This window comes from Streptomyces canus (genome assembly GCF_030815415.1).
In the GTDB taxonomy this organism is placed as follows: Bacteria; Actinomycetota; Actinomycetes; order Streptomycetales; family Streptomycetaceae; genus Streptomyces; species Streptomyces canus_F.
In genome coordinates this window covers 1,062,461-1,080,197 of sequence record NZ_JAUSWW010000001.1, presented here as the reverse complement: position 1 = coordinate 1,080,197, position 17,737 = coordinate 1,062,461, and the positions used below count along the sequence as shown (strand labels likewise).

General features: G+C 70.4%; 16 protein-coding genes and 1 pseudogene. 5 read left to right on the top strand and 12 right to left on the bottom strand.

Translation table 11 applies throughout. The features are described 5' to 3' along the window. Window positions 1-11: 11 nt before the first annotated feature. The 7 genes from QF037_RS05090 to QF037_RS05060 form a co-directional block, all read right to left on the bottom strand. A complete protein-coding gene (locus QF037_RS05090) occupies window positions 12-2,138 on the bottom strand; it encodes a beta-galactosidase (protein ID WP_307022242.1) in 2,127 nt (708 codons plus the stop codon). Window positions 2,139-2,185: 47 nt separating this feature from the next. After that, entirely contained in the window at window positions 2,186-3,127 is a 942-nt protein-coding gene (locus QF037_RS05085) for a carbohydrate ABC transporter permease (protein ID WP_307022240.1), read from the bottom strand. Beyond that, window positions 3,124-4,020, bottom strand: a complete 897-nt coding sequence (locus QF037_RS05080) for a carbohydrate ABC transporter permease (protein WP_307022238.1) — start codon at window positions 4,018-4,020, stop codon at window positions 3,124-3,126. The genes QF037_RS05085 and QF037_RS05080 overlap by 4 nt, the downstream gene beginning before the upstream one ends. 1 nt (window position 4,021) lies before the next feature. Then, a complete protein-coding gene (locus QF037_RS05075; RefSeq protein WP_307022236.1) occupies window positions 4,022-5,413 on the bottom strand; it encodes an ABC transporter substrate-binding protein in 1,392 nt (463 codons plus the stop codon). A gap of 320 nt (window positions 5,414-5,733) precedes the next feature. Continuing rightward, on the bottom strand, window positions 5,734-6,825 hold the full coding sequence (locus tag QF037_RS05070; RefSeq protein WP_373463942.1) for a LacI family DNA-binding transcriptional regulator: 1,092 nt from the start codon (window positions 6,823-6,825) through the stop codon (window positions 5,734-5,736). A 338-nt stretch (window positions 6,826-7,163) separates the two neighbouring features. Next, window positions 7,164-8,291, bottom strand: coding sequence for a sensor histidine kinase (locus tag QF037_RS05065; RefSeq protein WP_307022233.1), 1,128 nt, complete (start codon window positions 8,289-8,291; stop codon window positions 7,164-7,166). Beyond that, window positions 8,284-8,991: a response regulator transcription factor gene (locus tag QF037_RS05060; RefSeq protein ID WP_307022232.1), complete on the bottom strand. Its 708-nt coding sequence runs from the start codon at window positions 8,989-8,991 to the stop codon at window positions 8,284-8,286. The genes QF037_RS05065 and QF037_RS05060 overlap by 8 nt, the downstream gene beginning before the upstream one ends. An 86-nt stretch (window positions 8,992-9,077) precedes the next feature. On the opposite strand from QF037_RS05060, the gene QF037_RS05055 reads away from it, so the two are divergent. Then, window positions 9,078-9,731 (top strand): M15 family metallopeptidase, encoded by a 654-nt coding sequence (locus tag QF037_RS05055; RefSeq protein WP_307022230.1) that lies wholly within the window; start codon window positions 9,078-9,080, stop codon window positions 9,729-9,731. A 26-nt stretch (window positions 9,732-9,757) separates the two neighbouring features. After that, entirely contained in the window at window positions 9,758-10,876 is a 1,119-nt protein-coding gene (locus QF037_RS05050) for an endonuclease/exonuclease/phosphatase family protein (protein WP_373463941.1), read from the top strand. Here the strand turns inward: QF037_RS05050 and QF037_RS05045 are convergent. Then, a complete protein-coding gene (locus QF037_RS05045) occupies window positions 10,866-11,486 on the bottom strand; it encodes a hypothetical protein (protein WP_307022226.1) in 621 nt (206 codons plus the stop codon). The two genes, QF037_RS05050 and QF037_RS05045, sit on opposite strands and share 11 nt — an antisense overlap. Before the next feature lie 249 nt (window positions 11,487-11,735). On the opposite strand from QF037_RS05045, the gene QF037_RS05040 reads away from it, so the two are divergent. Together QF037_RS05040 and QF037_RS05035 are read left to right on the top strand one after the other, a co-directional pair. Continuing rightward, the gene (locus QF037_RS05040; RefSeq protein WP_307022224.1) at window positions 11,736-12,872 is read left to right on the top strand and encodes a sensor histidine kinase; all 1,137 of its coding nucleotides are present in this window, start codon (window positions 11,736-11,738) and stop codon (window positions 12,870-12,872) included. Then, window positions 12,869-13,522, top strand: coding sequence for a response regulator (locus QF037_RS05035; protein ID WP_307022221.1), 654 nt, complete (start codon window positions 12,869-12,871; stop codon window positions 13,520-13,522). Before QF037_RS05040 ends, QF037_RS05035 begins: the two co-directional genes overlap by 4 nt. Before the next feature lie 123 nt (window positions 13,523-13,645). Here QF037_RS05035 and QF037_RS50890 read toward each other — a convergent pair. From QF037_RS50890 to QF037_RS05020, 3 genes and pseudogenes are all read right to left on the bottom strand, one after another. Next, window positions 13,646-14,059 (bottom strand): annotated as a pseudogene (locus tag QF037_RS50890) (GNAT family N-acetyltransferase); the annotation flags it as partial. A 149-nt stretch (window positions 14,060-14,208) separates the two neighbouring features. Beyond that, complete coding sequence (locus QF037_RS05025; RefSeq protein ID WP_307022216.1) at window positions 14,209-14,487, bottom strand: hypothetical protein; 279 nt, start codon at window positions 14,485-14,487, stop codon at window positions 14,209-14,211. Between the two features lie 211 nt (window positions 14,488-14,698). After that, the gene (locus QF037_RS05020) at window positions 14,699-15,430 is read right to left on the bottom strand and encodes an HAD family hydrolase (protein ID WP_307022214.1); all 732 of its coding nucleotides are present in this window, start codon (window positions 15,428-15,430) and stop codon (window positions 14,699-14,701) included. A gap of 1,005 nt (window positions 15,431-16,435) precedes the next feature. Here QF037_RS05020 and QF037_RS05015 point away from each other — a divergent pair. Further along, on the top strand, window positions 16,436-16,729 hold the full coding sequence (locus QF037_RS05015; RefSeq protein WP_307022212.1) for a hypothetical protein: 294 nt from the start codon (window positions 16,436-16,438) through the stop codon (window positions 16,727-16,729). A 32-nt stretch (window positions 16,730-16,761) separates the two neighbouring features. Here the strand turns inward: QF037_RS05015 and QF037_RS05010 are convergent, their stop codons facing one another. Continuing rightward, complete coding sequence (locus QF037_RS05010) at window positions 16,762-17,730, bottom strand: phosphotransferase family protein (RefSeq protein ID WP_307022211.1); 969 nt, start codon at window positions 17,728-17,730, stop codon at window positions 16,762-16,764. Window positions 17,731-17,737: the final 7 nt, after the last annotated feature.

The following is a 17,737-nucleotide window of genomic DNA, read 5'->3' as shown; positions in this document are numbered from 1 at the left end:
AAGGGGTCGGATCAGGCGACGAGTACGCGGACGTCCCAGGCGCCGAGCTCCAGTGCCGTGCCCGCGGGGACGGAGGCGCCGGTCAGCGCGTCGGAGAGGGCCACCGGTGTCTGGACGCGGGCAGGCTCCCAGCTCCAGTTGTGGACGATGTGGACGCGGCGTCCGTCGGGTGAGGTGCCGGTCGTGGCGGTGACGGACTCCGGGAGGTCCGGCCACGCGCCGTGGGAGGCCGGTGTCATCCAGGCGGCCAGTGCCCGGGCGAGGTCGCGGCCGGGGACGGTGCCGACGGTGGTGACGCGGCCGGCGCCGTGGCGGCGGGTGGTGACGGCGGGCCAGCGGCCGAAGTGCGGGTGGTCGTACTCGACGAGGACGTCGGCGTCGGTGACGGTCAGGCCCTCCGCCCAGTGGGTCGCCGTCGCGCCCTCGGGCAGGTCGAGCGGTCCGCCGGACGCCGAGCGCACGGGTACGTCCTGTACGAGGTTGCTGAACTCGTCGTACTGGACGCCCGCGGCGTCGACCAGCCGTCCGGGCGCCGGCTCGTGCCGGGCTCGCGCCTCGTGGTCGGCGTAGCCGGTGCGTGGGCCGAGGACCAGGTGGCCGCCGGCTTCCGAGTAGGCGGCCAGCCAGTCGAGGGTCGAGTCGGCGGCGATGTACAGCGCCGGGACCACGAGGACGGGGTGGCGCCGGGCGGCGTCCTGCGGCGTCATTCCCTCCCGTTCACCGCGCGGGTCGTGCAGCTGGCGGGCGTGGACCATGCGGACCTGGCGGCCGGCGTCGAAGGCGCCGCGGTAGAAGGGGTCGAAGATGCGGTGGTAGGCGGTCGGGTCGGGCTCGCCGTCCGGCTTGGCCAGCGGCGGGTACTTCTCCATCAGCCACTTGCTCGGCGTCGAGTACACCATCGTGATGTCGGCGTCCGGTTCGAGCCCGGCCACCAGCGGGCCCGCGGCGTCGAACTCCGCGCCCAGCTTGGCCAGTTCCGCGTAGGTGCGGCCGGGCTGCCCGGTGTGGGGCAGGATGCCGCCCCAGTAGGTCTCCGCGCCGAAGTGCAGTGTGTGCCAGTGCCAGTACTCGATCATCCGGGCTCCGCGCCCGACCAGCGCCCAGGCGGCCTGGCGCCACTGGCCGTCGTAGGCGGGGCGGTTGTCCCACGGCATGCCGATCGAGCCGGCGTTGGTCTCGGTGACCAGGAAGGGCTCCTGGCGGGAGGAGAACATCCAGTCCGCGGTCTGGTACAGCGCCCAGACGCCGGTGGTCTGCCAGCCTTGCTCGAGACCGTCGGGCGTGGGGTCGGGCAGCAGCAGATCGTCCTGCATGCCGTAGTACGCGTTGCCGGTGGCGACGTCGAGCCGGTCGGTCAGCTCGTCGTCCTCCACCCCGGGACGCTTGTAGGAGATGCAGGTGGTGACGAACTGCTCGGGCCTGGCGTACTCGCGGACGAGGTCGGCCTGCCAGCCGATGAACTCGGTGACCTGCCGGGCCTGGAACTCCCGCCAGGCGACGTCGTACTGGGGCTGGGCGTTGCCGTCCGGGGTCCACAGGTCGGCCCAGGTCGACAGCCGGTGCGACCAATAGACCAGTCCCCACTCGCGGTTGAGGGTCTCGACGTCGCCGTACTTGGCGCGCAGGTGGTCGGTGAAGCGCTGGAAGACGCCGTGGTTGTGGAAGAGCTCCAGGCCGGGTTCGTTGTCGACCTGGAAGCCGATGACCGCGGGGTGGTCGACGTACCGGGCGACGATCTTGCGGATGATCCGCTCGGCGTGGAAGCGGAACGCGGGGTGGGTGAAGTCGACCTCCTGGCGGGCACCCCAGCCGATGCGCTCGCCGGTGCGCCGCTCGCCGGTGATCTCGGGGTACTGACGGGCGAGCCACGGCGGGACGGCGTACGTCGGGGTGCCGAGGACGACGGAGATGCCCCGCTCGTGAGCGCCGTCGAGGACCGGCTGGAGCCAGTCGAGGTCGAACCGTCCGTTCTCCGGCTCCCAGGTCGACCACACCGACTCGCCGACCCGGATGACGGTGACATGCGCCTCGGACATCAGGTCCAGGTCGGTCTTGAGACGTTGGTCGGGGCGCTCGTAAGGCTGGTACTCGTGGTAGTAAGCGGCGCCGAAGAGGACGCGGGCAGGCAGAGCCGCCATGAAGGAAACCTCCGGGGAAGGGGGGAGTGGTGCGAGGGCTGCGTGCCCTACTGCTTGACGCCGCCGGCGGCCAGGCCGCTCTGCCAGTACCGCTGGAGGAGCAGGAAGGCCACGACGAGGGGCAGGATCGAGATCAGGGAGCCGGTCACGACGAGCGCGAGCATGTCGCTGCTGGAGCCGGCCCCGCCGTTCTGGGCCTGGGCGGCCCAGGAGGACAGGCCGACCGTGATCGGGTACAGGTCCGGGTCGTTGAGCATGATCAGCGGCAGGAAGTAGTTGTTCCAGGTCGCCACCAGCGTGAACAGCAGGACGGTCACCAGGCCCGGCGCGAGCAGCCGCAGGGCGATGGTGAAGAAGATCCGGGCTTCCCCGGCGCCGTCGATGCGGGCGGCCTCAAGGATGCTGTCCGGTACGGCGTCCTGGGCGTAGACGCGCATGAGGTAGAGGCCGAACGGGTTGACCAGGGAGGGCAGGATGATCGCCCAGGGGGTGTTGACCAGGCCCGCCTCCGCGAAGAGCAGGTAGGTCGGGATCGCCAGGGCGGTGGTCGGGACCATGACGGCGCCGAGGACCAGGTTGAAGCCGAACCGGTCGCCGCGGAAACGGAACTTGGCGAAGCCGTACCCGGCCGCGGCCGCGAGCAGGGCGGCACCGACGGAGCTCACCACGGCGTACATCACCGTGTTGAGGAGCCAGTGCAGGAAGACCCCGTCGTCCTGGGTGAAGGTCGCTTTGACGTTCGCCAGCAGTTGCGGGGCGTCCGAGAACCACAGGCCGAAGCTGTTGAACAGGTCCTGGGTGCTCTTGGTCGAGGCGATCAGCAGCCAGAACAGGGGGAGGAGGAAGTAGGCCAGGGCGGCCAGCATGGCGATCGTCAGCGGGGTGCTGCGGCGCCCGGAGGACGGCGCGTGCCGGCCGCGCGTCGCGGGCTTCCGGCCCTTGGGCGGGGTGCTCGTGGTCCCCGGGGGCGGGGCTGTGGTGGTCGTCACGGGGTCCTCCTGCGGTTCGCGGTGAGCAGGATGGCGTAGGAGGCGATCACGATGACGAGGCCGAGAAGGAAGGACACCGTGGCCGCGTAGTTGACCTGCTGGCCGGTGAAGGCGAGGGAGTAGGCGTAGAGGTTGGCGGTGTAGGAGCTGCTGATGACGTCCGGGGCGACCTTCATCAGCAGGTTCGGTTCGTTGAAGAGCTGGAAGCTGCCGATGACGGAGAACAGCAGGGTGAGCATCAGCGCCGGCTTGAGCGCGGGGAGTTTGACGGACCAGGCGATGCGCCAGGCGCCGGCGCCGTCCATGGCCGCCGCTTCGTAGAGCTCGGTGGGGATGGTGCGCAGGGCGGCATACAGGATGATCATGTTGTAGCCGACGAACTCCCAGGTCACGATGTTCGCGAGGCTGCCGAGCATCCAGCCCTCGCTGAGGAAGTGCGGGACCGGCAGGTCCAGGTCCCGGCTCAGCTGGGCGAACGGGCCGAAGTCCGGGCCGTACAGATAGCCCCACATGAGGGCCGCGACCACGCTGGGCACCGCGTACGGCACGAAGATGCCCAGCCGGATCACCCGGGCCAGCCGCAGCAGCCCGCTGTCCAGCGCGAGGGCGAACAGCAGGGCGAGCAGCAGCATCACCGGGACCTGGATCACGAAGAACAGCGCGACGCGTCCGACGCCATGGATGAGCTGCGGGTCTTGGACGGCCTTGACGTAGTTGTCCAGTCCGACGAAGGCCGTGCCGCCGATGAGGCGTTCCTGGAAGAGGCTGAGGTAGGCGGCGTAGCCGAGCGGGGCGAGGAAGAGCAGGAGGAAGAGCACCATGAACGGTGCGACGAACAGCGGCCCTGCCGCACGGCGCTTGCCCTTGGCGGGGGCCGCGGTGGTAGCAGCCATCTCAGCTCCCCTTGACGGTGAAGCCCTGGCCCTTGGCGTACGTCGTCAGTCGCGACTGCCACGTGCCGAGCGCGCGGACGGTGTCGGTCTTGTCGGCGAGGGACTTGCCGACCGTCTCTGTCCAGTCGGTGGCCGCCTGGTCGAGGAACGGCGGCCACTGGAAGGAGGAGTTGACCGTGGAACTGATGTCGGCGAACAGCTGGTTGACCTTCTGGCCGCCGTAGAACGACGGTGCCTGGCCGACGAACTCGGCGTCCGTGAGCAGGGCCTTGGTCGCCGGGAAGAAGAACTGCTCGGTGGCGAACATCCGGGCGCTGGCCGGGTCGGAGTTGAGGAACTTCGCGAACTCGGCTGCCGCGATGGGGTTCTTGGTCGAGCGGATGACCGCGGTGGTCGAGCCGCCCCAGTTGCCCGAACTGGGCTTGGCGGCGTCCCACTGCGGCAGCGGGGCCGCCCGCCACTTCCCCGCGGTGGCCTTGGCGGAACCGGAGAGGAAGACCGGCCCCCAGGCCGCGGTGAGCCAGGTGGCGTACTTGCCCTTGTTGAGGGCCGCGTACCAGCCGTCGGTGAAGTCCGGCTCGACGCCGATGACGCCCTCCTTGGCGAGCCCGCCCCAGTACTCGCCGAGCTTGCGGGAGACGGCGTCGTCGACGCTGATGGCGATGTCGCTCTTGCCGGAGGTCACATAGGGCTTGGCGCCCGCCTGCCACTGCAGACCGTGCCAGGCGGCGGGCTGGTTCGCCGCGAGGTTGGTGAGGTAGACGTCGGGGTCGGCCTTGTGGAGCTTGCGGGCCGCCGCGGCGAACTCGTCCCAGGTCCCGGGGACTTCGATGCCGTGCTTGTCGAAGATGTCCTTGCGGTACAGCATGCCCATCGGGCCGGTGTCCTGGGGGATCGCCCAGACCTCGCCGTCGCTGCCGCTGACCTGGCCCCAAGTCCAGTCGACGAACTGGTTCTTGAGGGCGGAGGCGCCGTAAGGACGCAGGTCCAGGAGGCTGTTGGTGATCGTGAAGGTCGGGATGGCCTGGTATTCGATCTGCACCATGTCCGGAGCGCCGCTTCCGGCCTTCAGCGCTGTACGCAACTTGGTGTACTGCGGGGTGCCCTGACCGGCGTTGACGATCTTGATCTTGACGGCCGGGTACTTCTTCTCGAAGAGGGCGACCTCCTTGGCGATGTTCGGGACCCAGGTCCAGAACGTCAGCTCGGTCGGTGTCTTCATCGCCTTGTCGATGTCGGCCTGGCTGACCGGCTTCGCGGCCGCGGAGGATCCGCCGGAGTCACCGCCGCCGCACGCCGTGAGGGCGGCGCCGAGCGACAGGGCGCCCGTCGCGGTGAGGAACAGACGACGGTTCATGGAGGAGGGGCTGGCGAAGGATCCGGATGTGGGCATGGTGAACTCCCGCCGATGGCGAAGGGACGGCACGCCGGGGGAGGGCGTGCGGAAGGTGGATGGCGCAGGGACAGCGAGCGTGGGCGCGACGATCTGGACGTCGAAGCCGACGGGTTCGGCAAGCGCGGTGGCGCGGGCCGCCATACGGCTCGAGAGCCGCTGGGCGAAGGGAATGCGTACGTCGTCCGGGTGGCGGGGTCGTCCGCCGTGGCGGGGACGCGGTCGGGCTGGGCAGGGACTGAGCTACGGCCGGTGCGGCCGCCAGGCCCTGGGCTCATGCGCCGGGTGCGGGCTCTGGAGCCCGAACTGATCGGCGCCGTTCAGCGGCGGGTGGACGGGTCTTTCTCAGGGAGCCGGTGAGGGGGCACCTCTCCAGGGGATCGGGAGACGCTATGTCGTCGGCGTCCCGGCGGTGTCCGGGGCGGCGGGGGCTGGGTCGAAGCACGCACGATGAGGTCGACCGGCGGATCGCTCGCCGGCAGAGCCTGTGCCTGCGGGTTGTCGATGGCGTGCACGAGTCGCTTGAGGCCCTCCTGCGCCACCGTGTCGAACGGCTGTCGCACCGTGGTCAGGGGAGGAGTCACATAGGCGGCGACCGGGATGTCGTCGAAGCCGACGACGCTGACGTCCTGCGGCACCCTCCGGCCGGCTTCCGCCAGAGCCCGGATCAGGCCGATGGCCATGTCGTCGTTGGCGGCGAACACCGCCGTCACCTCGGGGTCGGCGGCCAGCTCCCGGCCCGCCGCGTAGCCGGAGGCGGCCGACCAGTCGCCCTCGATGACCGGCGGCTCGTCCCTGCCGTGTGCGGCCAGAGCCGACCGCCATCCCTCGAGACGGTCCTTGGCGGCGTACCACCGCTGAGGGCCGGCGAGGTGATGGACCGTCGCGTGTCCCAGGTCCAGCAGATGCTCGACGACCGCCCGTGCCATCCGGTCGGCGCCCCGTCCCCCGAACAACACCGTGGAGGCCGCGAAGGGCTGCGGTGCGCCGAGAACCAGCACCGGCACGTCCACGCGCAGGGGTTCGGCTTCGCCGCCCGGCTCGTCGATCGGCTCGGAGATGACGATGCCGTCCACACCCTGGTCGAGGAGCGAGCCGACGGCGCCGGCGAGGCCCGCCGGGTCGCCCTCCATCGTGTTGACCACGCGGAGCGCGTAGCCCGTGTCCCGGACGACCCGCTCCACACCCATGAGCAGTGAGGCGGGACCGTACAGGGCCGTGCCCAAGGTCACCACGCCGATCGAGCGGGTCCGCCCGGAGGCCAGCGCCCGGGCGGCGTTGTTGCGCCGGTAGCCGAGCTGTTCGGCGGCGTCGAGGACGCGCCGGCGTACGTCGGCGGAGACGTACGGCTCGTCGTTGAAGACCCTCGACACCGTCTTCTGCGAGACCCCGGCCACCCGGGCCACGTCCACACTGCGCGGCGCGCCGGGGCTTCCGTCCCGTCCAGTACCTCGCGTCATGACGTCTCCCGATGGCCGCACGATCGAGCCCGCTTCCGACAGACGCCGTATGTCTGACTGCGCGGTCATGTCTACGCAGTCATACGGTGGCCGTCAAGAGCTCGGAACGTATCCGTAACGTTCGGTCGGGACCGGGCCGCCGACAGGACAGGGGCCGTGGCGGCGAGCAACGGGCGCCGACAGCGGCGTGGCGGGGCGTCTCACACCCTGGAACGCGGCTTCCGGCACGGCACGGTCTGCCGGGAGGCGGGGGCTCTGACCAGGCGCGACGCTCAGGGAAGACCGGCGCGTCAGTTCGCTGAAGCGTCACCGGTCAGCGTGCCGGGAGACCGGGGCAGTTCCACGCTGACGCTGATGCCGCCCGCGGAGCGCGGGGTGAGGGTCAGTGTGCCGTCGTGTGCCTGGGTGATGGTGTTGACGATGGCCAGGCCGAGGCCGACGCCCGCGTGGTCGGTGTGGATGCGCTCGGTGCCGCGCTGGAACGGTGCGGTGAACGTGGAGACCGAGTGTGGGGTGAGTTTCTCGCCGGTGTTCTCGACCGTGAGCACCACGGTCTTGGTGCGGACGCTGGTGTTCACCGACACGGTGCCCTGCCCAGGCAGGTTGTGGACGATCGCGTTGTGGACGAGGTTCGTGCTCAGCTGCAGCAGCAGCGCGTGTGAGCCGTCGGTGGGGGCGATGTCGCCGGAGGTCTCGATGGAGACGCCGAGCTTTTCCGCCAGGGGCAGGAGTGTCTCGGTGGCTTCTTCCGCCAGGAGGGACAGGTCGACCTGTTCTCGGGTGAAGGAGCGCTGGCCGGCGCGGCTGAGCAGGAGCAGCGCCTCGGTGAGGTCGATCGCTCGGGTGTTGACGGCGTGGAGACGCTCGATGATCTCGCCGGTGTCGTGGGTCGGATCGGTGCGGGCCACGTCGAGAAGCGACTTCGAGATCGCGAGCGGGGTGCGCAACTCGTGAGAGGCGTTGGCCGCGAATCTGCGCTGTTCGGCGATGTGTTCCTCGAGGCGGGCGAGCATGGTGTCGAAGGCGTCGGCGAGCTCGCGGAACTCGTCCTTACGGCCCGGCAGCCGGACCCGGTGGGCGAGTGATCCGGTCGAGGCCAGGCGGGTCGCCTCGGTGATGCGGGTCAGCGGGGCGAGCATCCGGCCGGCGAGCAGCCACCCTCCCACGAGACCGAACACCAGCAGGAACGCCAGCACCGCGACCGCCCTCGGAGCGAAGACGTGCAAAAGGACCGACCGGATGGGAAAGACACCACCCGTGGGCCGGTCGTCGGGGTTGTAGAGCATCGCGCGGTCGGGGACGTAGCGGAGGAGGAAGACCCACACCGCCGCGAGCAGCAGGGCGCCGGCGACCATGAGGAATCCGGCGTAGCTGAGGGTGAGCTTGAGGCGGACGCTCACACCGGGCGCTCTATCCATGGTCTCGCCCCTCGGGTCCGGCCTCTGGGCCGGTCTCTGGTTGGGTGTCGATGCGGTAGCCGACGCCTGGCACGGTGGCGATGATCCAGGGTTCGCCGAGACGCTTGCGCAGTGCCGAGACGGTGATGCGCACGGCGTTGGTGAACGGGTCGGCGTTCTCGTCCCACGCGCGTTCCAGGAGCTCTTCGGCGCTGACGACACCGCCGTCGGCGGCGACGAGGACTTCGAGCACCGCGAACTGCTTCCTGGTCAGCGCGACATAGCGGCCGTCGCGGTAGACCTCTCGGCGGAACGCGTTGAGCCGCAGCCCCGCGATCTCCTGCACGGGGGGCCTGTTGTGGGCACGTCTGCGGTCCAGTGCTCTGAGCCTGAGCGCGAGTTCCTGGAGGGCGAAGGGCTTGGTGAGGTAGTCGTCGGCGCCGAGTTCGAAGCCGGAGGCCTTGTCGTCGAGCCGGTCGGCCGCGGTGAGCATGAGGATGGGCATGCCGCTGGCGGAGGCGACGATGCGTTTGGCGATCTCGTCACCGGACGGTCCGGGGATGTCGCGGTCCAGCACGGCGATGTCGTAGGTGTTGACGCTCAGCAGTTCCAGTGCGGTGTCGCCGTCGCCTGCGAGGTCGGCCGCGATCGCTTCCAGACGTAGGCCGTCGCGGATGGCTTCGGCCAGATAGGGCTCGTCCTCGACAATCAGCACACGCATGCTCCGAGGCTACGAGTCGGCGCCTATCGTCGGCATATCGAAAACCGCATACGCGCCGACAACACCACGCTGCCTTGACTGTCGGTATGACGCGAACGCCACCATCGGCACGAACACCGACCCACCGGCTGCGATGGCTCCTTGCCGTCGGCCTGTTCGTCGCCTTGGCGGGGCTCACCGCGGCCCTCGGCCACCAGGTGACGAAGTCCTCGTCCTCCTGGCCCTCCTTACCCCCCTCCACCGCATCACTCACGAGCCCTCATCGCGGTGAGGACCGTGGTGCGCTCGGCGAGGCCGGTGGTGTCGTCCCCGACGGCGTGACGGTCTTCGATGACGCGCTTCCGGCCGTGACCCACGTCGATCCGGATCTGCTCGAGGCCCTCCGTGAGGCTGCGACGGCTGCCGCCGACGACGGCGTGGCGTTCTACGTCAACAGCGGCTGGCGTTCCCCCGAGTACCAGGACCAGCTTCTTCGTGAGGCGGTCTCCGAGTACGGATCCGAGGACGAAGCCGCCCGATGGGTGGCCACCGCGGCGACGTCTCCCCACGTGTCGGGGGACGCGGTCGACATCGGCCGCTCCGATGCGACGGCGTGGCTGTCCACGCACGGCGCCGCGTACGGGCTGTGCCAGATCTACGAGAACGAACCCTGGCATTACGAACTGCGTACCGAGGCGATCGACCGGGATTGCCCCCGCATGTATGCCGACCCCACCCAGGACCCCAGGATGCAGCAGTGACCAGCAGTGAGCGAGGACAGACGACGATGGCGCAGGCGGACACCGCGCAGCCGGCACAGGACGGCGTCGGCAGCCAGGAAGCCGACGCCGGTACCCGGCCCGCGGGTATCCGACAGGAACCCGGCGCCGGGACTTGGCACGCGGCCCTCCACCGGGCGCTCCGCATCGGCTCCCGGCCGGAGCCGTGGAAGCGCGGCCTGGTGCTCGCGGCGCCGGCGCTGCTGCTGGGCCTGCTCATGCTGCTGCACGCGAAGATCCCGAACCGGACCGGGAGTCTCGGCAGTCTGGTGGAGACGTTCCTGCCGTGGTTCGGCCTGTTCATCCCGGTGCTGCTGGCCGCGGCCCTGTGGCGCCGCTCCGCCTCGGCCGTGGTCGCGCTGCTGCTGCCGGTCATGGTCTGGCTGAACCTCTTCGGCGGGCTCCTCGGCGACAAGTCCCATGCGGGGGGTGACCTCACCGTGGCCGGCCACAACGTCGGCGCCGACAACCCCGACCCGGCCGGCACCGCCCGCGACCTGGCCGCCTCGGGTGCGGACGTGCTGGCGCTGGAGGAGCTGACCGCGCAGGACCGGGGCGTGTACGAGAAGGGGCTGGCGAAGGCGTACCCGTACCACACGGTCCAGGGCACGGTCGGGCTGTGGAGCAAGCTGCCGCTGTCGGACATCCGGCCGGTCGACACCGAGATGGACGCCGGGCCGCTGGGGGCGACCAAGCCGGCCGACGTCAAGCTGGCCTACAACCGGGCACTGCGCGCCACGGTCGCCACGGGCAACGGGCCCCTCGCCGTGTACGTCGCCCACCTGGGTTCCGTACGCGTGACTCCCAGGACAGGCTTCTGGACCGGCTCGCGGGACAGGAACGCGCGGGCCCTCGCCAAGGCCGTCGCCGCCGAGCGGAACGAGCGCGTGGTGCTGCTCGGCGACCTGAACGGCACGATGGACGACCGCGCGCTCTCCGGCATCACCTCGCAGCTGCACTCGGCACAGGACACGGCCGGGGACGGCTTCGGCTTCACCTGGCCGGCGCAGTTCCCGGTGGCGCGGATCGACCAGATCCTGGTCCGCGGCGTGGAGCCGGACAGCTCGTGGGTCCTGCCGGCCACCGGCAGCGACCATCTGCCGGTGGCGGCCCGCATCAGCTGGTGAACGCCGAGGCAGCGGTCCGGTCGTTCGAGGAAGCGGATCGCCACAGGGCGGTCGAGAGCCATACCAGGACGACGCCGACGACGATGTGCAGGGCGCTCGTCAGCACGGAATCGGGCAGCGCGATCAAGAACGCGAACAGGGGCAGTGCGACGGCGTACCCCCACGCCGGAACCTTCGGGAGCATCCGGGCACGGATCAGCGCCGCCCCGAACAGCGCGCAGCCCACAGCGAAGACGAACGCTGAACCGAGGAGGGCGGGAATGGTGGGGCCCGTCAGTTCCGCTTCGATGACGTCGTCGTCCAGGTAGTAGAGCACCAGGTTCGCGGCGAACGCCGCCCCGCCGAACAGGCCGAGCCCGATGAGGTTCACCAGGTAGGCGGTCTCTCCGAAGCGGCCGGTGGCAGGGCTCTGCCACCGGTGGAGTGCGGTGAGGCACGGCAGGGCCAACGCGGGGGAGAGGGCGAGGAGGAGGCTGGTGGCGGCGGTTTCGCCGGTGAATGCCTCGGCGACGGCGGGCAGTGCGATGAGCAGGCCGGACAGCACCCCGCACAGGGCGCCGAAGCGGGGGAGCCGGGCGGGGGCGGGCACAGAGGCGAACGCTGCGGACATGAGAGCCAACTCCGGTGTGTCGAAGGGCAGGTCAGGCCGAAACCGTAGGAAGCGCGCAGCCGGTCCGGGCAGGTGCCGAGCGGCGACATCCGCGGCTGGAGGTCATCGGCGTCCGCGGTCGGTGGAGTGCCGTTCGGCATGTGCCGTTCGTCCATACTTCTCGGCTCCCGGCCGGAGTTCTCCCGTCGGTGTCGCCTGGCCCGCGCGTCCGGCCTAGCCTGGGCGGTGGCGTCGGGGGTGGGGGTGTGCATGTCGGCGTATGTGCCCGTGCCGTGGGTGTCACCGCTGCTGTACGGCGCGGTCTTCGTCGGCGGCATCTACTACCTGGCGGCGGATCTGGGCGCCGGCCCCGGACTGTTGTCCTGGCGCACGGCCGGCTTCGTCGCCGGGCTCGCCGCCCTGTGCGCGCTGGACTTGGTGGGGCGACGGCGGAACCTGCCGCAGGTGCCGCTGCTGCTCGCGCGGTGCGGGCTGACAGGCGCCGTGGTCGCCGCGGATGCCTCGGAACTGGCCCAAGTGCTGTTCGTGCTCCTGCCGTTCACCGCCTACTTCGCGTTCGGCCGTACGACGGCGCTCGTTCTGGGGGCGCTGTGCCTGGCCGGACTGCTCACCGGCTTTCTGCTGACAGCCCCCGCCTGGTATCGCGACATGGAGTACGTGTCCGACCTGCTGATGGTCGCGGTCGGCCTGGTGCTGGCGATCTCAATGGCCGCCGTCGCCGTCGGCGAGCAACGCGCCCGGAGAGAACTGCAGGAGTACGCCGCGCGCGTCGCGGAGCTGTCCGCGGCGACCGAACGCAACCGGCTGGCCCGCGACATCCACGACAGCCTCGGCCACCATCTCACCGCGATCTCGGTGCAGTTGGAGATCGCGTCCGAGTTCCGTGCCCTGGACCCGGACGCGGCCGGACGGGCCATGGCCGAGGCCAGACAGTCGGTGAAGCTGGCCCTCGGCGACGTGAGGCAGTCGGTGCGCGCGCTGCGCGACGACGCGCGCCCGTCGCTGTCGGCCACGCTCGCGGGATGGGCGCGTGAAGGCGGTGCGGGGCCGCGCGTCAGCGTGGAGGTGACGGGGGAGGAGGACGGTTACGGCACGGCCGCACTGACCGCGTTGTACCGGGCCGCCCAGGAGGGGCTGACCAACGCGCTGCGTCACGCGCGGGCCTCGCGGGTGTCCGTCGCGGTCCGGCTGACCGAGGACACCGCACGGCTGGCGGTGACCGACGACGGCTGCGGCTTCACACCGGACCGGGCAACGGCAGGATTCGGCCTGACCGGCATGCGCGAACGGGTGCACCTGGTTGCGGGGAGCGTCGACATCGACAGCAAACCGGGCGAGGGCACACGGCTCACCGTCGTCGTCCCGCGGCGGGAAGGCGAGCGGTGAGCCAGGAGCCGACGGCGGTACGGGTGCTGGTGGTGGACGATCAGCAGCTGATCCGGGACGGCATCGCCGCACTGCTCTCGATCCGGCCGGGCATCAGCGTCGTCGGTACGGCGATCAACGGGCGGGAGGCCGTGGAGAAGGCGGTGGAACTGGAACCCGACGTCGTCCTGATGGACGTACGGATGCCGGAACTGGACGGCGTGGAGGCCGTCGCCGTGCTGCGCGGCCGGGCACCGGAGTGCCGGGTCGTGATGCTGACGACGTTCGACGACGAGGAGTACGTCGTCCAGGCGCTGCGCGCCGGAGCCAGCGGCTATCTCCTCAAGGACCTGCCGGCCGAGGAACTCGCGCAGGCGGTCCGCCTGGCGCACGCCGGAGTCACTCAGCTCGACTCCTCGGTGGCCGCCCGGCTCGCGGCCGCCCTGCCCCATGCCGCTCCCGAGCCGCCCGCCGCCGCTCCCGCCCTCAGCCCGCGCGAGATCGACATCCTGCGGCTCGTGGCGCGCGGCCGCACCAACCGGGAGATCGCCGCGCAGCTGTACCTCAGCGAAGGCACGGTGAAGAACCACGTCTCCCGCATCCTCAGCCGCCTCGCCCTGCGCGACCGCACCCAGGCCGCACTGCGCGCCCGCGACCTCGGCCTGTTGTGACCCCTTGGGTGGTCGCGCCTGCCGCTGGAGCGGCCGCACGTAGCCGATCCATGTGTGCCGAGTGCGGAACCCGCACCGCTCGGACAGGCTCAGCGCACCGGTGGCCTTGGCGCTGTCCACATTCAGACCGGCTCGGTGAAAGCCTCGCTCCTGGCCGGCCCGCAGGCAGGTGGTGAGCAGCGCGGTGGCCACGCCGCTGCCACGCCAGGGCGGGCGGGTGCCGAGCCGGGCGATCCAGCACTCGCGGATGCCGGTCATCGCGGTGTCGGCGTCGTACTCGTGGCTGATCAGGTACCCGGCGACCTCGTCCCCGTCCAGCGCCAGGAACGACATGTCAGGCCGGAACGACGACCGGGCGCCGGTGGTGCCGTGACGCCAATGGTCCGCGCTGCTCGGGGTGTGACCCCAGTGGTCGCGGAACGCTTCGTTGTGCGCCAACCGGGTCGCCTCGTCGTACGCCGCGGTGAAGGGGACGACGCGCAGCCCGCCCGCCGGGGCCGTCACCGGGATCTCGTCGGCCTCCAGCGGCCGACGCATGTCGAAGAACCAGCGTCGCGCCTGGAACCCGGCTCCCTGATACAGGCCCCGTTTGGCGGTGTTCGGCGCGTGGATCGGGATGTGTGCCTCGCCCGGCAGATCGGGAAACCGCTCGCGATGCAGCTGTGCCGCCTGGGCCACCTGCCATCTCACCAGGTTGGCACCCACGCCCTGGCCGCGTGCGTCGGGGCGTACCGCCCCCTCGACGTGCACCCGTCGGTCGCGTCCGGCAGCCCCGTCGCCTTGGCGTAACCGATCAGTTCGCCGCGCGACCACACTCCCACCGAGTCCTGGGACAACTCCAGGCGAGGATCGCCCAGTTCCTCGGCGAGGTCCTCGGCGTCGTAGTGCTCGTCGGTGCCGTCGGCCGTCACTGCGGCCGAACGCACTTCGGTTTCGGGGCGCGTGGTGAACACCGCCCCGGACATACGATAGAGTTGATCACGAGCCGGTCGCCACAACTCTGGTCGACAGGCAGTGCGTTGGTGGTCCAAGGAAAGACGCCCCGCTTCCTGCGGGGAGATGCAGGTGCAAGGCCTGCCCGGCGCTCAATACGGGGCCTGTCCGCAAATGCGGACAGGCCCCGCACGTTTTTCGGCTCATCCCGGACAGGGGCACGGCGGCAGCCGTGAGCGCCGGTCAGGCGTTCGTACGGGTCAAGAGGTCGGGGAGATCGGTGAGCTTTTCGATGCGGTGAACCGTCTCGTCGGCCGTCGGCGACGGTCCACCGGTGACGAAGTCGATGCCGCGGTCCAGCCAGACGCCGGTGAGTCCGGCGAGGGCGGCCGCGTTCACGTCGCTTTCCAGCATGTCGCCCACGTTGACCGCCTGGACGGGGTCCGTACGCATCCACCGGCAGGCGGCGGCGTAGGCGACAGGCTTGGCCGCACCGAGCTCGGTCGGGGTCAGGACGGCTTCGAAATAGTCCAGGAGACCGAACCGGGCGAGCTTGGCGCGCTGTTGGTCGGGATCCCCGTTGGTGAGAACAGCCAGACGCGGTCCCCCGGGGAGCTGTTTCAGGGTCTCCAGGCATGGCTGGACATCGGGATAGCACTGCCACGCCTCCTCGAACACCGTGAGGTAACGCTCGGAGATCCAGGCGTCCAGCAGGCCGGGACTCTCCGGAACCGGCTCGCCGAGCATCGGCAGGAAGGAGCGGACCCTGCGCCGGTGGTGCTCGGCGAAGGAGCACTGACCGGCAAGGTATTCCCGCATGTGGCGTGCCTCCAGCGTCCACCACGACGCCGCCAGCTCCTCCGGTGGAGCCGTCGCGTTCGGCGCGGCCCGGACGAGCCGGCCGATCGTTTCCCAGACCGCGCTTCGATGATCGACCAGGGTGCCGTCCAGATCGAAGAAGATCACATCCGCCATGAGGTGATCATCCCGTGGGCTTGTCCCTGATGCCAAGGGGAGCACTGCTTCCGTACGTTGGGCCAACTCGTCGACACGGCAGGGCTGTTCCGGGCTGCGAGGGCCGGGCCCCTCGCCCCTCTCTGAAGGCGTGGGCCGTGGCAGAATGCGGACATGACTCTGATCAGAAAGGGCAATGCCGCGTAGGCGCCCGAAGGCCGTCCGCGCAGAGCGGTGGCGGCCACCGAAACACATTCCGGTCCGTCGGATCCCCGGCGTATCAGCCCGAACCCGGGCAGCGGTACGACGCGTTGAGGCCGCCCATCTCTGGCCCGACGCAGTCGCTGTCGCCCTCAGTCGGTTCGAGTGGGCCTTCAAAGAGCCGGGACGATATCTGTCCGGTCCCGGCGACAGCCCCGGCATCGAGATCGAGGACGGCCGAGACGATCTCGAAGTGGCTCTGCTGTACCTGCCCGCAGGAGCCCGAGCAGATCTGGGCCGCTTGGTGGAGCGGATCGACGTGGAGTTCGAACGGCGTACCGTTCCGGACCCCGGTTGGATGAGCGAATGGACGGCGGGGCGCTGGTGGTGGTGGCGCATTCGGGAACGGTGACCTCGGCGTTGCCCCATGGCTCAGGGCGCAGGTCCGCGAGTCGTCCCGTCGGAGACGCGGACAGCCTCATGTCGTGACGAACGAGCATGTGCTGCAGGACCACGCTCACCGGCAGGTCGTGCGGATCGGCGACACAGTGCGCCGCCCCGTGCAGCCCTGGACCGAGACGGTGCGCACGCTGCTGCGGCATCTTGAGGCAGTGGGCTTCCCCTGTGCTCCGCGCGTCCTGGGGTTCGACGAGGAAGGCCGTGAGGTCCTCAGCTACATCGACGGCGAGTCGGGGCCGCCGGGGTGGGCCAAAGTCGTGGACGACAACGGCCTGTCCGCCTTCGCCCGCCTGCTGCGCGACTACCACGACGCCACCACCAGCTTCACGCCTCCCGGCAGCGCGGCTGCACGACATCGCCTACGCATTGCAGTACGTCGCCCCGTTTCGGGACGACGCCGAGTGCACGCGCCGGCTGCACTACCCGCAGCCTCCCGACCGCCGCCGACGCCTGGAAGTGTTTTGCACGGCCTACGGTCTTTCCTCTACCGACGGCGTCGTTGACGCTGTCATCCGCGAACAGCAGGACACCATCGAACGGGTACGCCTACTGGCCGAAGCCGGGCACGAACCCCAGGCGACCTGGGTGGCCGGGGATTACCTGCTGGATCTCGGACGCAAGTCGGTATGGAGCCAAGACCACCGGCACCTCTTCGGCTGACGACTCGTCCTCGCGCGGTCATCAGATCGAGCTCAGGCCAGCGTGTCCATCAGAGCGGTGACGTAGGCATCGAGGCGCATCTCGACGGCCCGTGTCGTCAGCTCCGTCCTCCCCGCCTCCCGCCACGGCCGCCCGACCGATTCGGCGCCCGGCGCGAAGGCCAGCGCGTCCAGCAGCCGCCAGTACAACCGCTCGCTCGGGGTCGCGGCCAGCACCCCGCCGGCCTCCTCGTACGCCTCGGCGAACCGCGCACCCCACACCGGGCCGTGCAGCAGCGCGAGATTGGTGGAGCAGTGCGCCACGTCGAGGTCCGCCGGGCCCCAGGAGGTCTGCACCCAGTCGACGACGCCACTGATCCGGAGGCTTGCCGGGTGGTCGGGTGGCGGCGGTACGTCGAACAGCACATTGCCGGGATGGAAGTCCCGGTGCAGGAACCGCCCTTCATAGGGCGGCGCGGGCTCGCGGATCGCACGGGTCGCCGCGGCCCATGCCGCCGCATCGGCGCCGTCCGGAGGGACGACGGCGTCGGCGGTCGTCCACGCCTTGTACTCCTGGGGGCGTTCGGCGGGCCGCAACGCGTGGATCGCCACGAGCTGACGGGCCAGCAGGGGGACCCGTGCCTCCACTCCCTCGTCGGCGAGGACGGTCCGGCCCGCCAGATGTGTCATGAGGAGCGACGGATACTCGCAGTGCGTGGCGGTCGGATCAGCCGCGACCGGTCCGGGAGCGGGCACGCCGGTCCCCGCGAGCCGGGTGAGGACGTCGGCCTCGCGGTTGAGCAGGTCCTCGGCGTGTTCCACGAAGTACGGGTCGACGAAGGTTCGCAGGACCAGGTCGCGGGTGGCTCCGTCCCGCGTGCCGATGGTCAGCCGGCGCATTTCGGCGGTGATCCCGCCGTGCAGCACCTCGGTTCCGACGATCCGTTCGCCGGCGCCGAGTTGCCGGCTCACCCAGGCCAGGGTCAATGGTCGGACCGTCGCCGCCTCACCGTGGTCGATCACCGTGTCA

Bases quoted from the DNA above. Each gene is read 5' to 3' on its own strand.
- QF037_RS05080 (WP_307022238.1), bottom strand. From the start codon at position 4,020: ATGGCTGCTACCACCGCGGCCCCCGCCAAGGGCAAGCGCCGTGCGGCA.
- QF037_RS05075 (WP_307022236.1), bottom strand. From the start codon at position 5,413: ATGCCCACATCCGGATCCTTCGCCAGCCCCTCCTCCATGAACCGTCGT.
- QF037_RS05020 (WP_307022214.1), bottom strand. From the start codon at position 15,430: ATGGCGGATGTGATCTTCTTCGATCTGGACGGCACCCTGGTCGATCAT.
- QF037_RS05055 (WP_307022230.1), top strand. From the start codon at position 9,078: ATGACGCGAACGCCACCATCGGCACGAACACCGACCCACCGGCTGCGA.
- QF037_RS05040 (WP_307022224.1), top strand. From the start codon at position 11,736: ATGTCGGCGTATGTGCCCGTGCCGTGGGTGTCACCGCTGCTGTACGGC.
- QF037_RS05065 (WP_307022233.1), bottom strand. From the start codon at position 8,291: ATGGATAGAGCGCCCGGTGTGAGCGTCCGCCTCAAGCTCACCCTCAGC.
- QF037_RS05045 (WP_307022226.1), bottom strand. From the start codon at position 11,486: ATGTCCGCAGCGTTCGCCTCTGTGCCCGCCCCCGCCCGGCTCCCCCGC.
- QF037_RS05025 (WP_307022216.1), bottom strand. From the start codon at position 14,487: ATGTCCGGGGCGGTGTTCACCACGCGCCCCGAAACCGAAGTGCGTTCG.
- QF037_RS05060 (WP_307022232.1), bottom strand. From the start codon at position 8,991: ATGCGTGTGCTGATTGTCGAGGACGAGCCCTATCTGGCCGAAGCCATC.
- QF037_RS05090 (WP_307022242.1), bottom strand. From the start codon at position 2,138: ATGGCGGCTCTGCCTGCCCGCGTCCTCTTCGGCGCCGCTTACTACCAC.
- QF037_RS05050 (WP_373463941.1), top strand. From the start codon at position 9,758: ATGGCGCAGGCGGACACCGCGCAGCCGGCACAGGACGGCGTCGGCAGC.